This window comes from Endozoicomonas sp. Mp262 (assembly GCF_025643335.1).
Classification (GTDB): domain Bacteria; phylum Pseudomonadota; class Gammaproteobacteria; order Pseudomonadales; family Endozoicomonadaceae; genus Endonucleibacter.
Map to the genome: position 1 here is coordinate 5,132,215 of NZ_CP092489.1, position 22,916 is coordinate 5,155,130.

Annotated in this window: 15 protein-coding genes; 7 read left to right on the plus strand and 8 right to left on the minus strand. The window is 44.5% G+C overall.

Going from position 1 to position 22,916, the window contains the following annotated elements; genetic code table 11:
- Positions 1–52 precede the first annotated feature (52 nt).
- From astA to astB, 3 genes are all read left to right on the plus strand, one after another.
- On the plus strand, positions 53–1,135 hold the full coding sequence (astA, locus tag MJ595_RS22955; RefSeq protein WP_263080450.1) for an arginine N-succinyltransferase: 1,083 nt from the start codon (positions 53–55) through the stop codon (positions 1,133–1,135).
- Between the two features lie 4 nt (positions 1,136–1,139).
- Entirely contained in the window at positions 1,140–2,609 is a 1,470-nt protein-coding gene (gene astD, locus MJ595_RS22960; protein ID WP_263080452.1) for a succinylglutamate-semialdehyde dehydrogenase, read from the plus strand.
- 96 nt (positions 2,610–2,705) lie between these two features.
- Positions 2,706–4,046, plus strand: coding sequence for an N-succinylarginine dihydrolase (gene astB, locus MJ595_RS22965; protein ID WP_263080453.1), 1,341 nt, complete (start codon positions 2,706–2,708; stop codon positions 4,044–4,046).
- Positions 4,047–4,167: 121 nt separating this feature from the next.
- Here the strand turns inward: astB and MJ595_RS22970 are convergent, their stop codons facing one another.
- The 4 genes from MJ595_RS22970 to MJ595_RS22985 all read right to left on the minus strand — a co-directional run bounded on the left by MJ595_RS22970 (position 4,168) and on the right by MJ595_RS22985 (position 10,252).
- Positions 4,168–7,149 (minus strand): hypothetical protein, encoded by a 2,982-nt coding sequence (locus MJ595_RS22970; RefSeq protein ID WP_263080454.1) that lies wholly within the window; start codon positions 7,147–7,149, stop codon positions 4,168–4,170.
- A 480-nt stretch (positions 7,150–7,629) separates the two neighbouring features.
- Positions 7,630–7,881, minus strand: coding sequence for an outer membrane protein assembly factor BamE (locus MJ595_RS22975; RefSeq protein ID WP_263080455.1), 252 nt, complete (start codon positions 7,879–7,881; stop codon positions 7,630–7,632).
- Positions 7,882–8,636: 755 nt separating this feature from the next.
- A complete protein-coding gene (locus MJ595_RS22980; RefSeq protein ID WP_263080456.1) occupies positions 8,637–9,032 on the minus strand; it encodes a hypothetical protein in 396 nt (131 codons plus the stop codon).
- Positions 9,033–9,301: 269 nt separating this feature from the next.
- Positions 9,302–10,252 (minus strand): hypothetical protein, encoded by a 951-nt coding sequence (locus MJ595_RS22985; protein ID WP_263080457.1) that lies wholly within the window; start codon positions 10,250–10,252, stop codon positions 9,302–9,304.
- Positions 10,253–10,386: 134 nt separating this feature from the next.
- Between MJ595_RS22985 and MJ595_RS22990 the strand changes: the two genes are divergently transcribed.
- The 3 genes from MJ595_RS22990 to MJ595_RS23000 all read left to right on the plus strand — a co-directional run bounded on the left by MJ595_RS22990 (position 10,387) and on the right by MJ595_RS23000 (position 16,491).
- Complete coding sequence (locus MJ595_RS22990; protein WP_263080458.1) at positions 10,387–13,449, plus strand: FAD-binding oxidoreductase; 3,063 nt, start codon at positions 10,387–10,389, stop codon at positions 13,447–13,449.
- 491 nt (positions 13,450–13,940) lie between these two features.
- Positions 13,941–15,266, plus strand: coding sequence for a transposase (locus tag MJ595_RS22995; RefSeq protein WP_263078492.1), 1,326 nt, complete (start codon positions 13,941–13,943; stop codon positions 15,264–15,266).
- Positions 15,267–15,411: 145 nt separating this feature from the next.
- Positions 15,412–16,491 (plus strand): hypothetical protein, encoded by a 1,080-nt coding sequence (locus MJ595_RS23000; RefSeq protein ID WP_263080459.1) that lies wholly within the window; start codon positions 15,412–15,414, stop codon positions 16,489–16,491.
- A 266-nt stretch (positions 16,492–16,757) separates the two neighbouring features.
- Here the strand turns inward: MJ595_RS23000 and MJ595_RS23005 are convergent, their stop codons facing one another.
- Positions 16,758–17,639 (minus strand): LysR substrate-binding domain-containing protein, encoded by an 882-nt coding sequence (locus tag MJ595_RS23005; protein ID WP_263080461.1) that lies wholly within the window; start codon positions 17,637–17,639, stop codon positions 16,758–16,760.
- Positions 17,640–17,784: 145 nt separating this feature from the next.
- Between MJ595_RS23005 and MJ595_RS23010 the strand changes: the two genes are divergently transcribed.
- Complete coding sequence (locus MJ595_RS23010) at positions 17,785–18,762, plus strand: zinc-dependent alcohol dehydrogenase family protein (protein WP_263080463.1); 978 nt, start codon at positions 17,785–17,787, stop codon at positions 18,760–18,762.
- Between the two features lie 77 nt (positions 18,763–18,839).
- Here the strand turns inward: MJ595_RS23010 and MJ595_RS23015 are convergent, their stop codons facing one another.
- The 3 genes from MJ595_RS23015 to MJ595_RS23025 all read right to left on the minus strand — a co-directional run bounded on the left by MJ595_RS23015 (position 18,840) and on the right by MJ595_RS23025 (position 22,643).
- Entirely contained in the window at positions 18,840–19,268 is a 429-nt protein-coding gene (locus MJ595_RS23015; protein ID WP_263080464.1) for an Rrf2 family transcriptional regulator, read from the minus strand.
- A 79-nt stretch (positions 19,269–19,347) separates the two neighbouring features.
- On the minus strand, positions 19,348–20,634 hold the full coding sequence (locus MJ595_RS23020; RefSeq protein ID WP_263080466.1) for a dicarboxylate/amino acid:cation symporter: 1,287 nt from the start codon (positions 20,632–20,634) through the stop codon (positions 19,348–19,350).
- A gap of 806 nt (positions 20,635–21,440) precedes the next feature.
- On the minus strand, positions 21,441–22,643 hold the full coding sequence (locus tag MJ595_RS23025) for a dicarboxylate/amino acid:cation symporter (RefSeq protein ID WP_263080467.1): 1,203 nt from the start codon (positions 22,641–22,643) through the stop codon (positions 21,441–21,443).
- Positions 22,644–22,916: the final 273 nt, after the last annotated feature.

Sequence of the window (22,916 nt, forward strand, 5' to 3'; positions counted from 1 at the left end):
GGCCGATGGACGCCTGATTTATAAGCATAAAAACATAAGGAGTAGTAACATTATGATGATTATTCGCCCAATCACTGCTAAGGATCGTGATGCACTTTGGCATATTGCCAATAAAACCGGTCCCGGCTTTACTTCTCTGCAACCCAACCCTGACGCAGTAAAACAAAAACTTAAGTGGGCACTTGAATCCCTTGTTGATACCCCCCCTGATGAAGCCCTATACCTGTTTGTGCTGGAAGATACCAGGACAGGTCAGGTGGTAGGAATTTGCGGCATAGAATCGGCAGTAGGCCTCAGTGCGCCCTGGTATAATTTTAAAGTGAGCACACATGTACATGCTTCCCGGGAACTGGATGTCTATAGCCGGCTCGATACTTTAAATCTCTGCAATGACCATACGGGATACTCTGAACTATGTACGTTGTTTTTAGACCAGGAGTACCGACATTCCAGAAATGGCCAGTTACTGTCCAAATCCCGCCTGCTATTTCTTGCCGCCCACCCGGATCGCTTTAGTGAAAATATTATTGCAGAAATGAGAGGCTATTCTGACAACAATGGTCAATCCCCTTTCTGGGAAGGTTTAGGTCGCCATTTTTTTGCCATGGATTACGAGAGGGCTGACCGGCACGTATCTCAGGGGAAAGCATTTATTGCAGAACTGATGCCCCGTCATCCTATCTACGTAAACTTGCTACCTGAACAGGCGCAGGCAGTCATTGGTAACACTCACGACAATACTACGGCGGCACGAAGAATACTGGAGAGTGAAGGTTTTCGCTATACCGGCTATGTGGATATTTTTGATGCAGGCCCACTGCTGGAGTCATCCATAGAGGACATTCGAGCAGTAAGGGATTCGCGGCTCTATAAAGTTAAAATCAAAAAAAATATCGCCACCGATTCCACCAACTGGCTGATGGCAAGCGATCAACTCAAAGAGTTTCGCTGTACTATGGGGCAATTAGCCTTTGAAGGACTCGAATATGCCTGCATCAGCCCGGAACAGGCAAAAATAATGCTGCTTGAAGAAGGGGATTATATGCGGGTCGTCCCTCTCTATAACCGCTTGCTCCAGCATCACACAATAAAACCAACAAACGCTGCCCCCTACTTAAACCAGGACAGGAAGTAACACCATGAGCGACTCCTTATTTATCAATGGTGGCTGGCTCAGGGGCAAAGGGGCTGCCATGCAGTCAACAAATCCGGCTGATGGAGAGAGTGTCTGGCAGGGATTTGCTGCCAGTCCCTCCCAAGTAGGGGAAGCCATTCAGGCAGCCCGAAAAGCCCTGCCAGAATGGTCCAGTAAAACACTGCTGGAACGGGAAAAAATTCTCGAGTACTTTGCAGACTTAGTGGGTGAACACAGCGAAACCCTGGCAGAAATTATTGCCAAAGAAACCGGCAAACCCCTCTGGGAATCCAGAACAGAGTCTGCCGCTATAAAAGCTAAAATCGCCATTTCAATTCAAGCCTTCAAAGAACGAACAGGCACCGTAGAAAACAGTGTCCCCATTGGTAAGGCCTCTATCCGTCATAAACCTCACGGTGTTGTTGCTGTTTTTGGCCCCTATAATTTTCCGGGACATCTGCCCAATGGCCATATAGTTCCGGCGTTACTGGCCGGTAACACCATTGTGTTCAAGCCCAGTGAACAAACCCCTGCCACTGCTGAAATAATGGTAAAACTATGGGTACAGGCAGGCTTGCCAGCAGGGGTTTTAAACCTGATCCAGGGAGAAAAAGAGGCAGGCATTGCCTTAGCCAGTCACTCCGGTATAGACGGACTTTTCTTTACTGGCAGCTCCACCACCGGCAAACGAATTCACCGACAGTTTGGAGGTCAACCTGGAAAAATACTTGCCCTGGAAATGGGGGGAAACAATCCCCTGATTATCTGCGAGACTGAGAATCTCAAAGCCGCTATACACGACACTATTCAGTCCTCATTTATCACCTCGGGACAGCGTTGTACATGTTCCAGAAGGCTTTTTGTCCCTGAAGGAACCTGGGGCGATCAGTTTTTAGACCAGCTTATTGAAGCCTCCCGTGCCATTACAGTGGGCCACTGGGATGATACCCCCCAACCCTTTATGGGTTCACTTATTTCAGAAACTGCCGCTGACAGCATTATCCAGGCCTGGCAAAACCTTATTGGTTTAGGTGGCAAGCCTCTCCTTGAAATTAAAAAGCTTAAAACCGGATCAGGATTGATGACCCCGGGTATTATTGATACCACTCTCATTGCCAACCCTCCGGATGAAGAATACTTTGGGCCTTTGCTCCAGGTTATTCGTTACGATGCTTTACAAGAAGCTATCGATGAAGCCAATAACACTCGATTTGGTCTCTCTGCTGGCCTATTTAGTGATAATAAATCCGATTATGAACTGTTTTTCCAGCATATCAGGGCGGGCATTGTTAATTGGAACAGGCCAACAACGGGTGCCAGCAGCGCAGCGCCTTTTGGCGGAATAGGCGACAGTGGAAACCATAGGCCCAGCGCCTACTATGCTGCTGATTACTGCGCTTACCCTGTGGCCAGTGTTGAGTCAGAGAAAATGATTCTGCCTGAAAAGCTGGCTCCTGGGCTTACTATTGAATAATAACAATGCAGAGCCGCGCTTTGGGAATGGGGAACGAAACGCCAAATTGCTTTCCTGGACCGTTCCCTACTTCCCGATTTAACGGTAATTAGAATAATGAAAGCAACTGAAGCAAACTTTGATGGTCTGGTTGGCCCTACCCATAACTATGCAGGCCTTTCTTACGGCAATGTGGCCTCAACCAACAATCAGACAACACCATCCAATCCCAGGCTTGCCGCTCTGCAAGGACTGGAAAAAATGAAAGCATTATATGACCTGGGGCTGGTGCAGGGCGTACTGCCTCCACAGGAAAGACCTGATCTTGCAACATTAAGAAAACTCGGGTTCACCGGAAACGATACCCAGGTTCTCAACAAGGCAGCAAAACAAGTTCCCGAAATTCTGGCTGCCTGCTGTTCTGCATCCAGCATGTGGACTGCCAATGCTGCCACCGTTTCACCCAGCTCGGATACAGGGGATGGCAGGGTTCATTTTACGCCAGCCAATCTGGTGAATAAATTTCACCGCTCCATTGAAAGTCTATTTACCGGTAAGGTGTTAAAAAAAGTGTTTCCGGATGAACAACACTTCTGCCATCATTCACCTCTTCCCGGTGTTAGCCAGTTTGGAGATGAAGGCGCTGCCAATCACACCCGCTTTTGTAAAAGCTACGGTGAGGCTGGGGTAGAACTCTTTGTATATGGAGCCTCTGGTTTCAACCATCCTAAGAGCCAGTGTCAACCCAAACACTTTCCTGCCCGTCAGACCAGGGAGGCCTCAGAGGCCATTGTTCGTAACCATTTACTGCAAAAGGGTCAAGTGGTCTACGCCCAACAAAACCCTGATGTTATTGACCAGGGGGTCTTTCATAATGACGTTATTGCAGTAGGCAACAAAAATATTCTTTTTTGTCATGAAAAATCTTTTCTGAACCAGCACGCTGTTTACCAACAAATAAAAAAAGCCTTTAACACAAAGGACTTTACGATTATTGAAGTTCCAGATAACCGAATCACTGTGAAACAGGCTGTAAATAGCTACCTTTTTAATAGCCAGCTGGTGTCTACGCCTGACAAAGAAATTCTTATTGTTCCATCCGAGTGTGAAGAGCATTCAGATGTTTCCTTATTTCTTGGAGAGCTGGTGAATGGCAATATGCCTATTTCAGAGGTGCTGCCTTTTGATTTACGGCAAAGTATGAAAAATGGAGGAGGGCCAGCCTGCTTAAGGCTAAGGGTTGTTTTATCAAAAAGTGAGCTGGATTGTGTCAATCAATCCTGCTTGTTTTCTAGCCCTCTATTTAAAACATTGCAAAACTGGATAAACAAACACTATAGAGATAAATTATCTACACAAGATTTATCAGACCCCTTATTACTGGATGAATCACGAAATGCCCTTGATTCCTTAAGTCGTATTCTTGGGCTAGGTAATATTTATCATTTTCAGGAATAGGCCAGTTATTTTTCTGACTATCATTTGGCTAGAGTTCTAGACTTTACAACCCATTAAAAAATGCCTGTACTTATATCAAACATATAAGTACAGGCAGAAATATTCTTAAACACAGCACTCATTATTCTTCAGATTGAGAGGCCAATCCTTCCCTATTTTTTTTCCAGTTTTCATCCCGTGCATGAATAGCAGAAATCAACGTTGATTTCACCTGATTCTGATTGTCATCTACACCTGAAACCTCCAACTCAACATAGCCAGCTTTTGATAATGATGGGAAAGTAACATGGAGTATACCTTGATCATCAATGGTTACAGGCGTCTTTGAAACCAAAGCTTCATCCAAATTATTCACTTTCGCAATACTTCTATTATCAAAGATCACCTCTGCCGCCCTGGTTGTATTGCCTACCTTTCTGGGTGACTTGTATATAAGTGATGAAAGCTGATCAACTCGTATGATTTTAATAGTCCCGGATGAAAGACCTTCAGGCATCTTGGCTAAAACCTTAAAATCACCATCCTGCTCTGGAGGAACAACCTCACCTGATGCAGTTACAAGACGATACCTTTGACTCATAAAAAGCCCATTTTCTTTTTTACTCTTTAATCCTCTCTCCTTAAAATCACTATACATCTCTTCACAGTTGCTCCCTATACCTTGAAGAATAGGTGTAATACCCGCCACATTTACGTGCCATTGTTCACTCATCACCCCGGGCTGTCTGGCAAATCGTATCCAGCGATTTCCTGCCAACCAACACATAGATACATCCTTATCACTATCACTACCAGCTTGATACTTGAGATTATGATTGACTCCCGGTTGTAGATATTCCGCCAATTTTTCCGTCAAGTCGACATCATGGCCGCGCTCATCAGATACGTACAAATGGGGCGGAAAAGAAAGGCCTTTTTTTTGGGCTTGTGACAAACATGCTTTGATATCCCTGCCATTATCACAGATATGAACTCTTTTCACGGTTTCATCTTCTTCATAATGCAGAACATATCCAGGTGATTTCTTATTAGTCACACCGCTGGCTTTATCAGGATTTCCCGTCACTGAATCTAAATCAGATGAACCGTACCACCAGTCTTTTATATAATTTTTTGATATATAATCTTGTGTAATATAATCTTTAGCATAATAAATACCCGCCACTCCAAGACCTGCTAGCGTAGTATATGCTGTTTGGCGGGCAAGGAATCGTCCCCAGCCATTGCCGCCATTTCCAGCTACTGCTGCATCTCCTATAATATTTGCCGCTCCGCTAGCAATAGTAGGAATACTTGCAGCAGCTACTGCACCGACCTCTCCAACAATGCGAGGGATATCAGGGACTCCAGAAACAATATCATCTCCTTTTGCTTTTACTTCTACTACACCACTGATAATAGCGGCAGCCAAAGCGGGGGTGATACTTGAAGTGGCATCTACCGGAATCTCTCTTTCCATGGCTTGTGCCAGTTCAGCATCAATCAATTCATCATTAATAGTTTCTACAGTTTCCGTAGCACTTGCTGAGGTTAAAGGCGATGCTATTTCAGTTTGTGCATTATCAACTATTTTGTTGCGCTCTCCCTCTGCTTCAGCTACCTGAACCGAATCTTCTGTGATTGCCGTGAGCTGTGGTTCTAATGGAAATTCCACTGCAACCTCTACGGTATTTACTTCCGTTTCTGTTCCTGCTGCCTGAACAGAATTCCCTGTGATTACTGTGTTTGACGATTCTGATACTGTCGCTACTGTAGCCTCTATAGCATTTACTACTTCCGTTTCTGCTCCAGCTGCCTGAATAGAATCCCCTGTGATTACTATGGGTAGCTGTTCTGATTGGAATTCCACCGCAACCTCTACAGTATTCATTTTCGTTTCTGCTCTAGCAGCCTGAACAGAATCTTCTGTGATTTCTGTGGTTGGCGATTCTGATTCCGTCGCTACTGTAGCCTCTATAGTATTTACTACTTCTGTCCCTGCTCCAACTATCTGAACAGCATCGTCTACGATTATTATGGCTGGCTGTTCTGACACCGTCGCTACTGCTACTGTAGCCCCGATAGCATTTTTATCATTTGCATCCGTCCCCGCGTCAACTGTCAACTCGGCAAAATTATCTGTGTTTTCTGCAATTGACTGTCTTAATGATCCATCTGTTGTTTCAACCCTATTAGTCACTTCAGCAGCCTCAATATCAGACCTTTCTGACATGTCGTTGAGTGTAATACTCATAGGATTAACCGGCCTAACAGGCTCATCCTCAATTACGTGCTCCCATGTAGTTCCTGTTATAGTTTGTGGAACTTGGTTTACTTCTACTCTTGTGCTCGAGTCCGGCAATGCTTTCATTTGCCCCATCGCATTTGCAACCGGCTTTGCAGCAGGTTGTTGGTTTGTTGCTTTTTGAATATCCTCCCCATTATTCGCATCTACCCTGGTTTCAGGCTGTCCTTTTCCCTTGCTTACTGCTTTAGGTTTTTTCTGCTTATCACTTCCATTTGCTGCTTGCTGATTGGCTTCAGGTTGCACTCTTACCTTGGTTCCTGTTTTAGCTTTCTGCTTATCACTTCCATTTGCTGCTTGCTGCCTGGTTTCAGACAGCACTCTTCCCTTGGTTACTGTTTTAGCTTTCTGCTTATCACTTCCATTCGCTGCTTGCTGCCTGGTTTTAGACTGTACTCTTCCCTTGCTTACTGTTTTAGCTTTCTGCTTATCATTTCCATTTGCTGCTTGCTGCCTGGTTTCAGTCTGCACTCTTCCCTTGTTTTCTATTTTAGCTTTCTGCTTATCATTTCCATTCGCTGATTGCTGCCTGGTTTCAGACAGCACTCTTCCCTTGGTTACTGTTTTAGCTTTCTGCTTATCATTTCCATTTGCTGCTTGCTGCCTGGTTTCAGTCTGCACTCTTCCCTTGCTTTCTGTTTTAGTTTGCTTATTATCACTCTCATTTGCTGCCTGCTTCCTGACTTTAGACTTTGCGCTTTCCTTGGTTCCTTTTTTAGTTTTTTTATTATCACTTTCATTTGCTGCTTGCTGCCTGGTTTTAACCCCATCCTGTGGTTTAGATCTTGTTGCCACAGCAAAAGAGTTATCTATAGCCATAGGTAACACCAGCATGACTGATAATAGATAAAATATACTTCGTTTCATTACAATAAAGCCTTTTTATTTTCCACCAAGAACCAAAAATTAAGGGTGTATAAACAGCAACACCAAATCGTTTTTTAGAAAAAAGGAAAATAGATTCAAAAGAAAAAAACATCAAATGAAATTTTGCTTAAATAAAAAAACGAACATATAAAAACAACAATTTTCAAAAAAATTATTATTTATATAACTAAAAAAATAGAATTTGCCAATCAATGCTTTACATTTAAATAATTTACAGCCTCCTTTCGCACACCTGATACCAATCGCGCCTTCTGATTACCGTAATGGGCATGGATGCTGGAGCTGAAGCAGTGCAAGAAGCCATTACCGGGCATAGAACTATTTTAATTCCGGCAGGCTCCCATTGAGCTGGCGTTCAGATTACCAGCACAATAGCATAGTTGGAAAGCGAGACTAATATAATAAATGAAGTTACTGTCCCAACCCGGATTGACTAAATACAACAACCCGACCCTCTATGTAGCTAACCCGTATTTCCCGGTTACCTTTCTGCCATATGCACTCACGGGCACCCAGGCTACTGGAGCAAGAGGAAGGGTTCCCTAAAATCCCCTCCACTTCATCAGATGACATTCCTACATCTAACATGGAGAAGCTTTCTTCATTGACAAAAGTACAGCCTGAGACAAAAGCAAGAACCACCATCGTTATTATTTTTTTCATAGTTTCCCCCAATAAAACCATCTCTATGAGTCATTCATATTCTTATTATCAATACTAACGCTTGGACTTAGTATCATCATAGAAGTAACGGACCAACTTTCCCGATAAGAAATCAGCTCTGATCGCACTTTCCTTCCCCCCCCAACTACAGGTCATCCCTCCATACACTTCAGCACACTGGTCTGTTTTCCCCAATATCGCCACCGCCTCTTCATAGCTCATTCCTATGCGCAAGCGAGCATAGCTGTCCTCTGTTACTTTGCTACAACCTGTAGTGATACACCATAAGAACAAAACAACAAGGAAACGTAAGGTTACATGCTTAAGCATCACATACATAGCCAAAAACTGATTTTGGAAATAACCGCTGTATCATTGTAAGCAGTCGACTTGCTGATAGTTGACCCAAGACATTTAACAATCATACTCCTTTTACAACATCACTGACCACCGTATTATCTATAAAAAAACAAGGCAAATAGGGTAGTAAGTCTAAATCACCTTGATAATCACAGCCTAGGAGCCTGTCGGACTTAAGCGTCCGTAGCGAGGATCGTAGAAAATTGAGGATAAAAATTCGCTTTTGTGAGGTGAATAGTGGTTCTATTTACCGAGCAAAAGCGAATTTTTAGACCAATTTGCTTCGACCGCAGTAGGATAGACTTAAGTCCGACAGGCTCCTAAACCACTAACTTCCCCTTGCCTTATGAAACAACACACCGGGCACATGTTATATGCCTTCTGTCTGTTAAATATTACTGCCCGGTTTTGGCAATACTCGCAGCACTTTTGATCAAAATACCGAAACGGCTTACTTTTTTAGGCGTCAGAGCAGGCCAGTTATCAACAATCTCTTGAGAAATATGCAGAATCGTATCAAGGGATTGCTGGCCTTTCCCTGAGGGTATCAGGTCTTTTGCCAAGCCTTTATAACTCCATAGCAAACTCAGAAAATGATGGGTATAACTATAGTCAGGCTGGGCAGATAGCTCAAAAAGCTCAAGAAGCAGCTCTTCTTCCTTATCCTCTAAGAAAGTCAGTGTACGTTGCTGCTGAAGCTCCGGCTGGTCACCCAGTTCCCTCAGGTCACTTTCGCACTGATTTAGCAGCTCGATCAACGATGCCCTATGCTCTGGATTTTTGTAGGTCATGAAGCACTATCCCCCCTGTACTCGCGCTCCGTATGAAAAATAACAGAGAATAGTGGTCAGTTTAAAGTAGAAGTTTTCTATTATCTGCGATAAATCACCAAACTTGCCTATTTAGATAGTATTCAGTCATATTTGGCTAAGAAAAACTCAGTGATCATCTTCTACTGTATCAGGCGAAGTCACTGAGTCATCAAGATAGTCACTGTCTTTCAGTACACCCCTTATAAACTCAGCATCCTGATGAATATGACCTCTACCCTCCAACTTATCTAAAACAAAACAAATATCTTTACTGACCCAAGATCATCACTCCACTGAACAAGAGCATTTGCTATGGAATGCAGGCATTCACATTCAAAACTCACATACTTATGAAACACCAGATCGTATCTATTTATCCCCTCTCTGTTTTGACGAAATAACTCCATCAACTCCAGAGACTTTTTAATATAGGACAAACTACCAACCTCACTTTCAAGAAACAAATCATCATTCAACTTTGCCCTTGAATACCTAGAATCACCTTTATTAATATAATCATATCTCAATACCAAAAACTCATGAATTTGGTCGACAATTCCCGCATGCACCCAGCCTTTTTTTTCAGTGAGTTGATCCATCAAGCTAAAAGCCTGATCTCGATATTCAACATCCTCACTTGATAACACCTCTCTCCCCAAGTCAATATCTTTAGCAGAAGTCTTTTCCGGGTCAATACGAATTATTTTTACCCCACAGTTTTGCATATTTCGGATATACCCAAGGCAGTTTGCAAGACATGAAAAAGAGATATCATACTCTCCTCTATTAAAATGCATGTCTGCTTGTTCTAACTGCCTTTCAAAATACTCTCGATTCGAGCACCTCCTTGATTTATTAAAAGACTGCACCCTTTGCCCTTTTATCACTTTTATTGGCTGCCTACTTTTATGCTTTCTTATAAATGGCTCTTGCCTTTGATATTTAGATACCCACACCTCGCCCCTCCCTCCAAGCTGACTACCAGCAACTCTATATGAAAGCTCATCAATATCTATTTCCATATCATCTTTTAATAAAGACGTACTAGAGCCAACTTGCCTTTCAGCTTCAGTTCTTTCTTTTTTACCGGCATCTGTAAACTTCAGCATTCCACTTACTTCTAATGAAGTGCTAATCAGTAATAAAAATAGCAGGCCATAACCAAATATCTCAAAACAAACCCTGAATTTTAATTGCATACATTTTTTCAGCCCTATTAAATGTCAACAATTATAGTTTTCTTTTATTGAATACATGAACAATCACTAGCTGATCTTTTTTTTTTCCATTACAATGAAGTCCGCTATACACCAGTCACCAGGAGTGGGTAAAAGTGATCAGCAGGCTAGATCATAAAACAACAAATACACTCTACCTCAACTTTGCTGACAACTTGGCTCAACAGGGCTTCAAGGGTGATATTGAACTGGGCTATGCTGATCGCACCGTTTTTGCCACCGACAACTCTATTTACCAGGTACTGCCTGAAGGTGTGCTTTATCCAAAATCCACAGAAGACCTTAGCACTCTCTTAATGCTGGCCTCCCAACCTGATTTTAAGGCCATTGTGCTATCCCCCCGGGGAGGAGGCACTGGAACCAATGGCCAGTCCCTCACCCGTGGTTTTATGGTGGATACCAGTCGCTATATGAATCAGGTACTGGAAATTAATGCTCAAGAGCGCTGGGCCAGGGTGCAAGCCGGTGTGGTAAAAGATTATCTAAATGAACTGGCTGCTAGAGAGGGACTGTTTTTTGCACCAGAGCTTTCCACCAGCAATCGTGCCACCGTTGGCGGGATGGTGAATACTGATGCCAGTGGCCAGGGTTCTGTGGTTTATGGAAAAACCCGACATCATGTTTTAGAGCTTACCTCGGTACTGGCGGATGGCACTATCTGGCAATCCAGACCCATTGATAATCAAACCCTCAACCAGTACTGCGAGCGGCAGGACATTATAGGGACTATTCACCGTACGGTTTCAGACATCCACAAAGAACAAAAAAGCCGGATTGCCGAGGTTTTCCCGAAACTGAACCGCAACCTGACCGGCTATGACCTGGCCAATATTCGAAACCCTCAAGGTGACTTTGACCTGAATGCCATTCTCTGTGGTTCTGAAGGCACCCTGGCTATGGTAAGCGAGATCAAGGTTAACCTGCTCCCCATACCCAAGGCTTCAGCCCTGGTTCTGGTATTTTATCGTAGTTTCCAGGAATCATTACAGGATGCCCGGTCTTTGATGGCTGCCCAGCCTGGTTCCATTGAAACCATTGACTCAAAAGTGCTGGGATTGGCAAAAACCAGCAGTGTCTGGGAATCCGTAAAACCCTTTTTCCCTGAAAACAGTGACACTGTCGATGGTATCAACTTTGTGGAGTTTACCGGTAACTCTGAAGAAGAAATCCAGTCGGGGATAAAACGGCTTAGAATTGAACTTAACAGACCTTCTGTAATTCAACGACAAGGACATAGCATCGCCAGGGGTTCCGGTAACGTTAAAAAAATCTGGAATATGCGAAAACTGGCCGTCGGCCTTTTAGGCAATATGGACGGCGAGGCACGCCCAATCCCCTTTGTGGAAGATGTTGCTGTGCCACCGGAAAATCTGGCAGATTTTATCCAACAGTTTCGTGCCTTGTTGGATAAGCACGAATTACGCTACGGGATGTTTGGTCATGTAGATGCTGGCGTACTCCATGTACGACCCGCCATTGATATGAAAGACCCGGAGCAGGAAGTGCTGGTTCGCTCCATTAGCGACCAGGTGGCCGCTTTAGCACAAAAACATGGCGGAGTCCTCTGGGGAGAGCATGGTAAAGGTATTCGATCTGAGTATGCACCCGCATTCTTCGCAGACCTCTATCCAGCCCTGCAACAAATAAAACATGCTTTTGATCCCCATAACCGGTTAAATCCCGGAAAAATTGCCACACCTGCGACCCCTGATGATTCCATCCAACTTCTTAAAATCGATGGTGTGCCTACCCGCGGGCAATATGATCGCACTATAGAAAAACAGGCTTTTTCCACCTTTATCAGCGGTATGCATTGTAATGGTAATGGCGCTTGTTTTAACTACAGTCCAAATAGTGCCATGTGCCCCACCTGGAAAGCCAGCCATGACCGTATCCAGTCCCCCAAAGGACGATCCGGATTGGTCAGGGAGTGGCTAAGGCTTCAATCTGCAAAAGGGCTTGATATCCAGCAGGAAACCCATGCAATCCGGCAATCAATCCCTATTTCCGGACTCATTTCAACAGGCTATCAAAAAGCCAAAAACAGTTGGCAAAAATGGCGGGGTGAACAAGATTTTAATCATGAGGTCTATCAGGCACTGGACAGCTGTATGAGCTGTAAATCCTGTGCCGGTCAGTGCCCGGTACAGGTGAACATACCGGACTTGCGCTCCCGTTATTTCGAGCTGTACCACAATCGTTACTTCAGACCCTTAAAACACCATCTGGCTGCCCTGCTGGAACCACTATTGCCTGTTCTGGCTAAAAGTCGACGGCTATATAATAAAATTTCACAGTCTCCAGCAGGTAATACACTCTCGGCACGCATAACAGGACTACAGGACCTGCCTGCAATAACCAGTGCTTCACCATTAAAGGATTGCTGTCATTCCGGCGCCATGATTGCCAATAGCAAAGTACTGAGCGCCTTGCCCCCTTCAGAACGACAGAAAACGGTCATTATTGTACAGGATGCCTTCACCAGCTTTTTCGAGACACCACTGCTGACCGACCTCGTGGAGTTACTGGTTCGTTTGGGCTATCGGCCTCTTGTTGTCCCCTTTAAATCCAATGGCAAAGTATTGCATGTCTATGGCTTTCTGGGGCGGTTCCATAAGGTCGCTAAAATCAATGGTTCAAAACTCAATCAACTCACTCAAACCGGTATTCCTTTAGTGGGCATTGATGCGGCAGTTACCCTGACATACAGGGATGAGTATAAAGAAGTCATGGGAAGTGCTGCCCCTCAGGTTCAACTCCTCTCCGAATGGTTTGCCAGCCAGCTGGAGACTATCCGTAAGTTAAACCTGAGCTTAGAGGGCCATTACACACTGCTAAGTCACTGCACTGAAGCCACCAACGCCCCCGCCTCTATAGGCCACTGGCAAGCACTCTATCAGGCTTGTGGGCTACAGCTGGATTACCAGCCCACAGGCTGCTGCGGTATGTCCGGCATTTATGGTCATGAGACCCGCAATCAGGAGACCTCAAAGAAGCTATATGACTTAAGCTGGAAAGCCGTTGTGCAAAACCCAGAAAACGAGGGAAAGTTAGTGGCTACCGGGTATTCTTGCAGAAGTCAGGTGAAGCGGCATGGAGATACAAATATTCCACACCCTGCCCAAGCACTCTTACATCAACTTCAAAGAAGCATGTAAAAAAAATCGATTCATCTATATTATCAAACGCTAATCATCTCCACTTCGCGTTAATTTTACTATGATAAATTTATTTTTAATACCAATCACACGCTCTAACTACGCTATTAGGCTGACAAACCGAACACTATCACCAAACAACCAAAAAATAATAGCAGCATTTTTTAATTTAAAATAAGTTTAATAAGATTCTTTATAACCAAGCGACCTTCTTCTATATATTATGTCAGTCGCATTTACCAACCAGGCTATTGCCGACAATTTGGACATAAGCCTTGTATTGTGACTCCTTGCAATACTATAAGGGACATACATTAGCTACCAATACAATTACACTCAATCCACAACTTGTAGGAAGTCTAAACCATGACAAAATATTTTTTAAAAGCATGCACTCTTCTACTAACTCGACTTTAGAGTTACCAAAGAACAATAGTACGATTTTCATCTGAAATCGGTTAATAGCAACCATCTCCAAACAAAATACAAAGATGGTTGCTATGCTCACTTCAGATCATAAAGAGATCCTCCGGGAGCTTGCCTTATATACAACGTTTCTTGCTTCAGCGCTATCCCCAACAGCAGTACCTACGTTCTGCGAACTTCTTTTTGGCTGCATGCTATCCGGGCAAGGCTTTGTCACTCAGGCGCTGTTATCTATTAATAACTTTCAATGCGTATGGAGCAGTTACCACCATTGGCTCTCTCAAGGCAAGTGGCGGTGGAGGAGCCTCGCATGCCGGCTCATTCAGCTGGTATGCTCAAAAGTACCACGGGGTGAACTTATCAACATTGGTCTTGATGATTGGGTGGTGGAGCGTTTTTCTGACAAGGCTCCCGCTTGCCGAACCCATCACCAGCACAGTAAAAAAAGGAACCGGCCAACGTATATCTGGGGACAATGCTGGGTATCCCTGGCTGTTGTATTTGAGCGGGCTAAAGATGAAGTATTTACTGCCATCCCTGTGCTTTCCTTTCCATCTCCTGCTTCAGGCAATGCCAGTAAGCTAAAAATCGCTGTTGCCATGCTAAAAGTAGTGAGGCAAGAGGTGAAGGTGCAAGGACTGCGCTTGCTGACAGACTGTTGGTATATGAACTGGACGCTAATGCAACCCGTTCTGGAAATGGGCTATGAAGTAGTAGGGCAAATCCCGTTAAACCGGGCATTGTATGCCTTACCGTTGGAGTCCACTGCAAAAAAACGTGGGCGACCCAAAAAGTATGGCATCAAAATGACGCCCCCGGAAGTGGAGAAGCTACCGGAATATCAAACAACCGTAAGAATATACGGCAGATTTCGAAAGATACGTTATCGCACCCGGGTATGTCGGGCTCGCTTCCTGAAAGGCCGCAAGGTTCGGGTTGTCTGGGGTCGGTTTGAAAATGATAAAGGACTGACAGAAAGCCGTATATTCATTGCAACCAATACTGGACTTGAAGGTATAGACATCCTTCGTATTTATGCGAAAAGATGGCCGGTTGAACCCATGTTTCAGCAAATTAAACATTCATTTGGTTGCCGCCAGTTATGGCAGCAAAAGCTGAGAACTCTGTTGCGGTGGATGCATCTGAAGATGGCTGGATACGCATTATTGCAACTGTTGACCGTCTGTAAAAATCAAGCAAGCGTGGGCATTTCAAGGATTCCTTGGCGGGATCAGGATACAACCACCGCTGGCATGCTAAGATTTGCACTCGCAGGAATTATCCCCAGATTACCTATTCGTGAGGGCTGGAACCGATATAGCCAAAAATATGAGTTCAATTTTAATAGTTTGACTGACGGAATAGTCAAAGAAAAGAAAAAAGCGGCATAAATAGCGGCAACAACGCAATAATCAAGAATAATACCGAATCTGAAAAAACGTTTGGATGTATTTTTGCACACAATTTTTAAAATATAACCAAACGTTCATGTCATACTAACTCTAAAGTTAAGATTACTTATTAATCGACAATGAAATGATAAGAGAGGTCGCCGTTTTTAGCTTTCCGCTAGGTGATTACACCACTGAGTTACCCAGGTATGGGGAAAACACCCTTGATGACGAAGCCTTAAATCAGGCTGGACTTCTCATTGATGTATTCAATGGCTATTTTCTACAAAGTGATAGTAAACCAGATGATCTAAATAAATCCAAGTGGGAGTTGCTATCTCATTTAAATCAGCTGGGTTCATCATTTAGCCATTTCAGTGATAATGATGTATCAAGCAGAGGCGCTTTACCTGAAGGCGCCTTTTTTTGTAATCATTCATTTCCTGGGCAACACAGGTACTCTATCAGCTTCCACGTATCTGAACATCAGTATCTTCTATATCTATACGTAGAGCAAAATCCGAATCAAAATTATACTGCCCCCCTATCCCCCACCTCACGTGATGGAAGCCTGGAAGATCTTTTTCGACGATCTTTAGGTTCAGTTCTAGATGAACCAGATATGCTATCCCATAAACAATTCTGCAGGCCATTTTTAATACAACGTAAAGCTCACCCCCCTATTACAGTCAATTATTTTTATCCAGGCTACAGTATTTACAACATTTATTACACCACTTATCAAGGGCAGATAATTTATTTCAACCTGTTTGACAATAGCAGACACGTTTTAAATCAATTTATGAACAATTTCGAAAAACACATTACACTCACAGCATTATATATTTTTGAGAATCATATAACTTCTGGCAACCTGCAACAGTATGCACATGGATATCCCTCCCATACATTTTTATTTGATGATAATAAGTATCAAAATATGTATAACAGTTTTCCAAATCAACCTATGCTCCGCAGTCACGTGACCAACCGATTACAAGATACAAACTGTACCATTCACACCCAAGACCCTTTAGCTCCACCAAGCAGTGGTTTTGCCACTGCAAGTATTTCAGTGTACCCATTTAATAGAGATGAAAATGAAGAGATAACCTTTTTCACAGCCCCACCAAATACAGTGCCTCATATTCACCCAATAACAACAACTACAACTTATGGACTCGATTATGAAGGTGAACAGCCATTGCAACTTGAAGTTCAATAGCTTAGGGGGCGTTCTCAATTAGACATGTGACCAGCCAGCCGTGATGAGCGCCAGGCAAGGCGCGAACTGCGCAGTGTGGTTATTCCACATAAGCAGTGAGCAACGCGGCATGGCGCTCATCACGGCTGGCCCTTCGGGTTCCTCACACAGGCATTCATGCCGCGTTGTACGACTTGAACAGGGAACCACCCTGCCCTGCGTCGTATGCCTTGCCTGAATGCCTGTGTGAGGAACTGGTCTCATGGCTAATTGAGAACGCCCCCTAGTTAAGAAGAGCATTTTTTAATAAAATCCAAAAACGCTCTTACTTTAGGCATTATAAACCGCCGGTCCAGATAAACCCCGTAGGTCGCACTTTCAGATGGGTAGGGGCTTAGCTTAAGTTGCTCCAACACTCGAACCAGTCTACCACTTCGCAGATCGTCCCTAACAGCCCATGAAGGCATTAACGCCAACCCCGTATGAGACAGCAACAGTTTATGCTGGCTGGTGACAGTGTTGACGACCGGATTACCTAAAACCTCAATTTTCTCTGGCTTATCACCTAGCAAATACCAATTATGCCAACCTGCATAACCATAACGAATACAGTTAAACCTTTTCAGGCTTTCTATAGAATCCGGAACCCCGTTGCTTTTCAAATATTCAGGGCTGGCACAGAGAATAAAGTGATTTTCCATTAACTTGGTAGCCACCATATTGGAATCAGCCAGCTTGCCACTGCGAATAGCCAGGTCGATATTTTCTTCTACCAGATTGACGACCCTTTCCGTGAGTTCCAGCTCAACCGTAATATCCGGGTAAGTTTCCATAAACGATGACAAGAAAGGCACCACAGCATACTCGCCAAAAGCAACGGTTACACTCAGCCGAAGCACGCCTTTTGGCTGCTCCTGTAGATTGGTAACCGCTTGATGCGCTTCGTCAAGGTCTGCAACAATACGCTGGGAGTAGGAATAATATTTACGACCAGCTTCCGTTAACCCAAGACTCCGTGTGGTTCGATTAAGCAACAGGACTCCCAGCTCCTGCTCCAGGGCAACAACCTGCCGTGATACTGAAGAAGCCTGGACATCGAGAATACGCGCTGCTTCCGAGAAGCTGCCCGACTCTACCACCAAATTAAAATAATGAAGCCTGCTAATCACTTACCACACCACCACAATCAATCACAGATTTTTCAGTTTTGCATTATACGCAAAGATCATTTGCTCTGCGGTGACTTATTCAATAGTCCGGCTGACCGTAAGATAGTCCCTAACTTTAGTTGATACATCTTTGGATTTATTTGATATGAAAGCAATGACCATTAGCGGTCTTGGTGGGCCAGACGTATTTACCCAAACAGAACGACAAAAACCTGAAATCAAAGCCGGTCATATTCTTATAGAAGTAAAAGCCACCAGCGTTAACCCACTGGATACCATGCTGCGTTCTGTGGAAACACCCTGGTCTGCCAACCTTCCCGAAATACTTCACGGCGATGTAGCAGGTATTGTCGCAGCAGTCGGTACAGGCGTAACCCGGTTTAAAGTGGGAGATGAAGTGTATGGCTGTGCCGGAGGTATTGCCGGAATAGATGGAGCACTGGCCGAGTTTATGCTGGCTGATGCCCACCTTATTGCCCATAAACCCAAACGCCTGAGCATGCGTGAAGCTGCGGCGCTGCCTTTAGTCTCTATTACGGCTTGGGAAGCATTGGTCAACAAGCTGAAAATTGGTGAAAATCACTCGGTACTGATTCATGGGGGTTCCGGAGGTGTTGGTCATATTGCCGTTCAATTGGCAAAGTACCTTGGAGCAACCGTTTATTCAACAGCATCCACTCAAAACCTGGATACGGTTAAACAACTGGGCGCTGACCATGTCATTGACTATAAGCAGGAAAGCGTTGCCAATTATGTAAAAAAATACACAGATGATATGGGATTTGATGCAGTCTTCGATACTGTAGCGGGCAAAAATATTGACAACAGTTTTAATGCTGTGCGCTATAACGGCGCGGTAGCAACAGTTCTACCCATTGAAAACCCGTTGCCCATTGCACTAAAAGGGCTGAGTTTTCACAGCGTGCTTCAGCCTATACCCCTGTTTCACGGCATTGGTCGTAAACGCCATGGGGAAATACTGGAAAAAATTGCAACTCTCGTCGATACGGGATATATCAGCCCCCTTATTGATGCATCTGACTTCAGCATTTGGCAGGTTGCCAAGGCCCATGAACGGTTAACTTCCCGTCAGGCTACAGGCAAAATAGTTCTGACTGTATAAAACAGCTAGAGGGAAGGGGAAATAGTGAGAGATTTTATTTTCTATTACTCCCTCCCTATTTTCCCAGGTTTATGCAATCAGGCAATAGCTAACAACTGCACCAACTCTTTGCGATTATGGATCATATCATCCAATGTATACTTATCCAGCACGCCCATAAATGCTTCCATGGCTTCCGCCAATACATGTTTCAGCTGACACCCGGGAGATAGTTGACAGGCAGGCTGTGCACAGTCCACCAATGCTAGCGAATTTTCCATATCACGTACCAGTTGACCCAGATTAATATGGATGGCTTCTCTACCTATATGAAAGCCTCCCCCCTTTCCCCGAACTGTTTTTAAATACCCTAACTGCCCAAGCTTCTGTACAATTTTCATAACATGATTTCGAGAGAAATCATAAACATCGGTAACTTCCTGAATCGACAACAGCCTTTCACCAGGTTCCAGTGCCGAATAAATGAGAATGCGCAGCGCATAATCTGTCTGTTTATTAAGTTTCATTCACGTTAACCGTAATTCAATAACAAAAAAGCCCGTGTTATGCAGGCTTTTTTATTAAGGGCTGTTGATGTTTTATCAATTAACCCATGACAACCCGAGCAGAACCGGATTCACTTTCTCCCGCACTGTTATAACAAGCCTGATCCAGCTCACCTTCTCCCTTACCAATCAAGGTTGCCACCATAATATCGCCCGTTACATTGACACAGGTACGAGCCATATCAAGAATCCGGTCAATAGCTGCTATCAACGCAACACCTTCCATTGGCAAGCCCACGCTGGTTAATACCAGACTCAACATAATCAGGCCCGCTCCCGGAACACCGGCAGTACCTACCGCTGCCAGGGTTGATGTAAAGATAATGGTAACATAGTCGCTAAATGCCAGATCAATACCAAATGCCTGGGCAATAAACAGCGCACAAACACCCTGGTAAAGGGCAGTACCATTCATATTAACAGTCGCCCCCAAAGGCAGCACAAAACTGCACAGACTCTTGGATATACCCAGCTTATTCTCTGCACAGTGCATACTGGCAGGTAAGGCACCGGAGCTACTGGAGGTACTAAAAGCAATGGTCTGGGCATCCAGGACGCCTCGGAAAAAGCCTCTGGGACTCAGGCCTTTGGCCATCAGAATCAAGCTATAGCCACCATACATCAAAAGCAGGCTACCCACATAAACAGCCCCAATAACTTTTGCCAGAGGCAGCAGAACCTCAAGCCCATAGGAACCTGCAACCCATGCCATCAAACCAAAAATGCCATAAGGCGCAAAGCTCATCACCATAGACGTCAGCCGGTACATAATTTCTGCACCAGACTCAATAACCTTCTGCATAGGCTCTGCCTTTTTGCCCAGCAGACTGATAGAGATACCCACAGCAATGGCAAATACAATAGTCTGTAATATATTACCGTCAACCATTGCTTTTAAAGGATTCTGTGGAACCATGGCAACCAGGGTATCAATCATGGATGGAGCTTTATTCACAGCCTCCTGAGTTTGGGCGACCATGTGCATACCCTCGCCAGGAGCAAAGAAATAGCCAATCACCAAGCCCAATGAAATCGCTATAGCGCCAGTAGCCAAATACAAGACAATAGACTTTAGAGCAACACGCCCCATGGTACTGGTATCTTTCATTGCTGTAACACCGCTCACCAGGGAGCAGAAAACCAGAGGGACGATCAGCATCTTAATACCATTAAGGAAAAGGTCTCCCAACGGTTTTAAGACTGTCGCCTTGGGACCAAGCAGAAATCCGGTTAGAAGGCCCGCTGCCATACCAACCATAATTTTCACCCATAGCGGCAGAGCTTTCCACCGCGAAAACAGCCCTGACTTTTGCTTTACTGAGCTCATAAAGTGTTCCATTCTTTGCGGAAGAAGCAGTTTCTCCACAAATTAAAAATAACAGCGCCCCAGCCAGCATACACCACAACAATAAATACCCGCTTATATTGATATAAAAGTGTGGAAAAGTGTATTAGAACAAACAGGAGCCACCACACGGAATACAATCTGATAATAATTTCAGGCCCTATAAAATTTTAAAGCATTTGCCTGTTATCAGACTGCTGGCACAAATAAGTCGACAGCCTTTAGGGACTATTGACGTTTAATTGCATATTTTTATGCCAAACATCAATAATCACAGATTGCAAAACTGACAATAAATAGAAACTAATGCAAACCCGGATTCACCGAATATTGATCTAAATCAACTAACCATTCGCGGTATAATCACATACAAATTGCTATCAAAAAGGCACTCGATAGAGAATAAAACTGGAACTAAACCTAGGGGGCGTTCTCAATTAGTCATGAGACCAGTTCCTCACACAGGCATTCAGGCAAGGCGTACGACGCAGGGCAGGGTGGTTCCCTGTTCAAGTCGTACAACGCGGCATGAATGCCTGTGTGAGGAACCCGAAGGGCCAGCCGTGATGAGCGCCATGCCGCGTTGCTCACTGCTTATGTGGAACAACCACACTGCGCAGTTCGCGCCTAGCCTGGCGCTCATCACGGCTGGCTGGTCACATGTCTAATTGAGAACGCCCCCTAGATGCCAAAAAGAGATATTCAATCTGCTCTTACAATGAGTTTTTTCCAACAAAAAAGACCCTGCAATAAATCCTTATGCAGGGTCTTCATTATTTTAAAGAATACTAGCTGACAATGGCATTACCAGACTTCTTAGCCTCATCAGTATCATTCAGGGAGTCACCCGCAAAGCACTCAACCAGAGCCGCAATGGCACCATCACCGGTCACATTACAAGCAGTACCAAAGCTGTCCTGAGCCAGGTAAAGAGCAATCATCAGGGCAATGGCGGATTCTCCAAAGCCGAGCACAGAAGCCAGCACGCCCAGCGCTGCCATAACCGCGCCACCGGGTGCGCCAGGCGCCGCGATCAGGGTCACACCCAGTAAACCAATAAAAGTAAACATGGTGGACAAATCAGGCAGCCCCATACCTGAAAGCATCATAACGGCAGTAGAACAAGTCACCAGAGTCACGACGCTGCCTGAAAGGTGAATGGTCGCACACAGAGGCACTGCAAAATCAACAATATTGTTATCAATACCGTTTTTACGGCTCTGGTTAACAGTGATAGGAATAGTTGCTGCGCTGGACATAGTGCCCACTGCTGTAAAGTAGGCTGGCAACATGTTTTTCAACATACGCACAGGGCTACGGCCAGACATAGTCCCGGCGGCAGTATACAACACGGCCAGCCAGATCCAGTGAACACATAAGGCAAGGATCAGAACAACACCAAAGGTCTTAAGGGTTTCAAACACTGTTCCTTCAACAGTCATGCCCACAAAAACGCCACAAATATAAAGAGGCAGTAGAGGAATTAAAACCTTTGACAGCACTAGCTCGACAATATCACGTCCCTGGTCAGCGACTTTTTTCAGGGTTGAACTGCCTGCGGCAGAAATACCAATACCAAACATAAAGGCAGCAACCAGTGCCGTCATAATGCCCATTAAAGGCGGAATTTCAAGGCTTGCCGCAAAAGCGAAAGGCGCCAGGCCTGCACCTTCCCCGGAAGCAAGCGCCTCGGTACCGCCGGTCAATTCAGGTACGACTACCCTGGCGATAAAGAAAGCCAGTGTGCCTGCGGCAATAGTGGAAAGATAGGCAACACCCACAGTAACACCCAGAGCCTTACCTGCGCCTTGCTTTAGACCGGCAATGCCACTCGTAATAAAGAACAGAATAATTAGCGGAATCGTGAATGAAATGAATTGCCCGAATATGGCTTTAAAGGTGATAAACAGCCGACTGATAAATTCCGGCGCATATAGACCTATTAATAGACCGGCCACTATCCCGGCGATCAAGCGAACTACAAGCTTCATATTAAAGTGTCTCTTTCCAGCTAATATGCCATGGCAAAAAAATAACCTTGGTCGAATAGCACCTCAAAGGCACTGAAAATCAGCTCCATATGCCTTTGGTATAAAGCCATAACCTGGCCTGAAAAGTCATCTTCTATCATCTCCTCAACGATGGAGGATAACTTTTCCCATACACATTACCTGACTAAAAAATATACGTTCTACCGCTTCAGGTAAGCAGGTACAAGAGGGTTTCTCCCATAGGAGCGTCGGAGTTTACTTGTTTGATCTTTA

Bases quoted from the DNA above. Each gene is read 5' to 3' on its own strand.
- astA (WP_263080450.1), top strand. From the start codon at position 53: ATGATGATTATTCGCCCAATCACTGCTAAGGATCGTGATGCACTTTGG.
- astD (WP_263080452.1), top strand. From the start codon at position 1,140: ATGAGCGACTCCTTATTTATCAATGGTGGCTGGCTCAGGGGCAAAGGG.
- astB (WP_263080453.1), top strand. From the start codon at position 2,706: ATGAAAGCAACTGAAGCAAACTTTGATGGTCTGGTTGGCCCTACCCAT.
- MJ595_RS22970 (WP_263080454.1), bottom strand. From the start codon at position 7,149: ATGGCTATAGATAACTCTTTTGCTGTGGCAACAAGATCTAAACCACAG.
- MJ595_RS22975 (WP_263080455.1), bottom strand. From the start codon at position 7,881: ATGAAAAAAATAATAACGATGGTGGTTCTTGCTTTTGTCTCAGGCTGT.
- MJ595_RS22980 (WP_263080456.1), bottom strand. From the start codon at position 9,032: ATGACCTACAAAAATCCAGAGCATAGGGCATCGTTGATCGAGCTGCTA.
- MJ595_RS22985 (WP_263080457.1), bottom strand. From the start codon at position 10,252: ATGCAATTAAAATTCAGGGTTTGTTTTGAGATATTTGGTTATGGCCTG.
- MJ595_RS22995 (WP_263078492.1), top strand. From the start codon at position 13,941: ATGGTTGCTATGCTCACTTCAGATCATAAAGAGATCCTCCGGGAGCTT.
- MJ595_RS23000 (WP_263080459.1), top strand. From the start codon at position 15,412: ATGATAAGAGAGGTCGCCGTTTTTAGCTTTCCGCTAGGTGATTACACC.
- MJ595_RS23010 (WP_263080463.1), top strand. From the start codon at position 17,785: ATGAAAGCAATGACCATTAGCGGTCTTGGTGGGCCAGACGTATTTACC.
- MJ595_RS23015 (WP_263080464.1), bottom strand. From the start codon at position 19,268: ATGAAACTTAATAAACAGACAGATTATGCGCTGCGCATTCTCATTTAT.
- MJ595_RS23020 (WP_263080466.1), bottom strand. From the start codon at position 20,634: ATGAGCTCAGTAAAGCAAAAGTCAGGGCTGTTTTCGCGGTGGAAAGCT.
- MJ595_RS23025 (WP_263080467.1), bottom strand. From the start codon at position 22,643: ATGAAGCTTGTAGTTCGCTTGATCGCCGGGATAGTGGCCGGTCTATTA.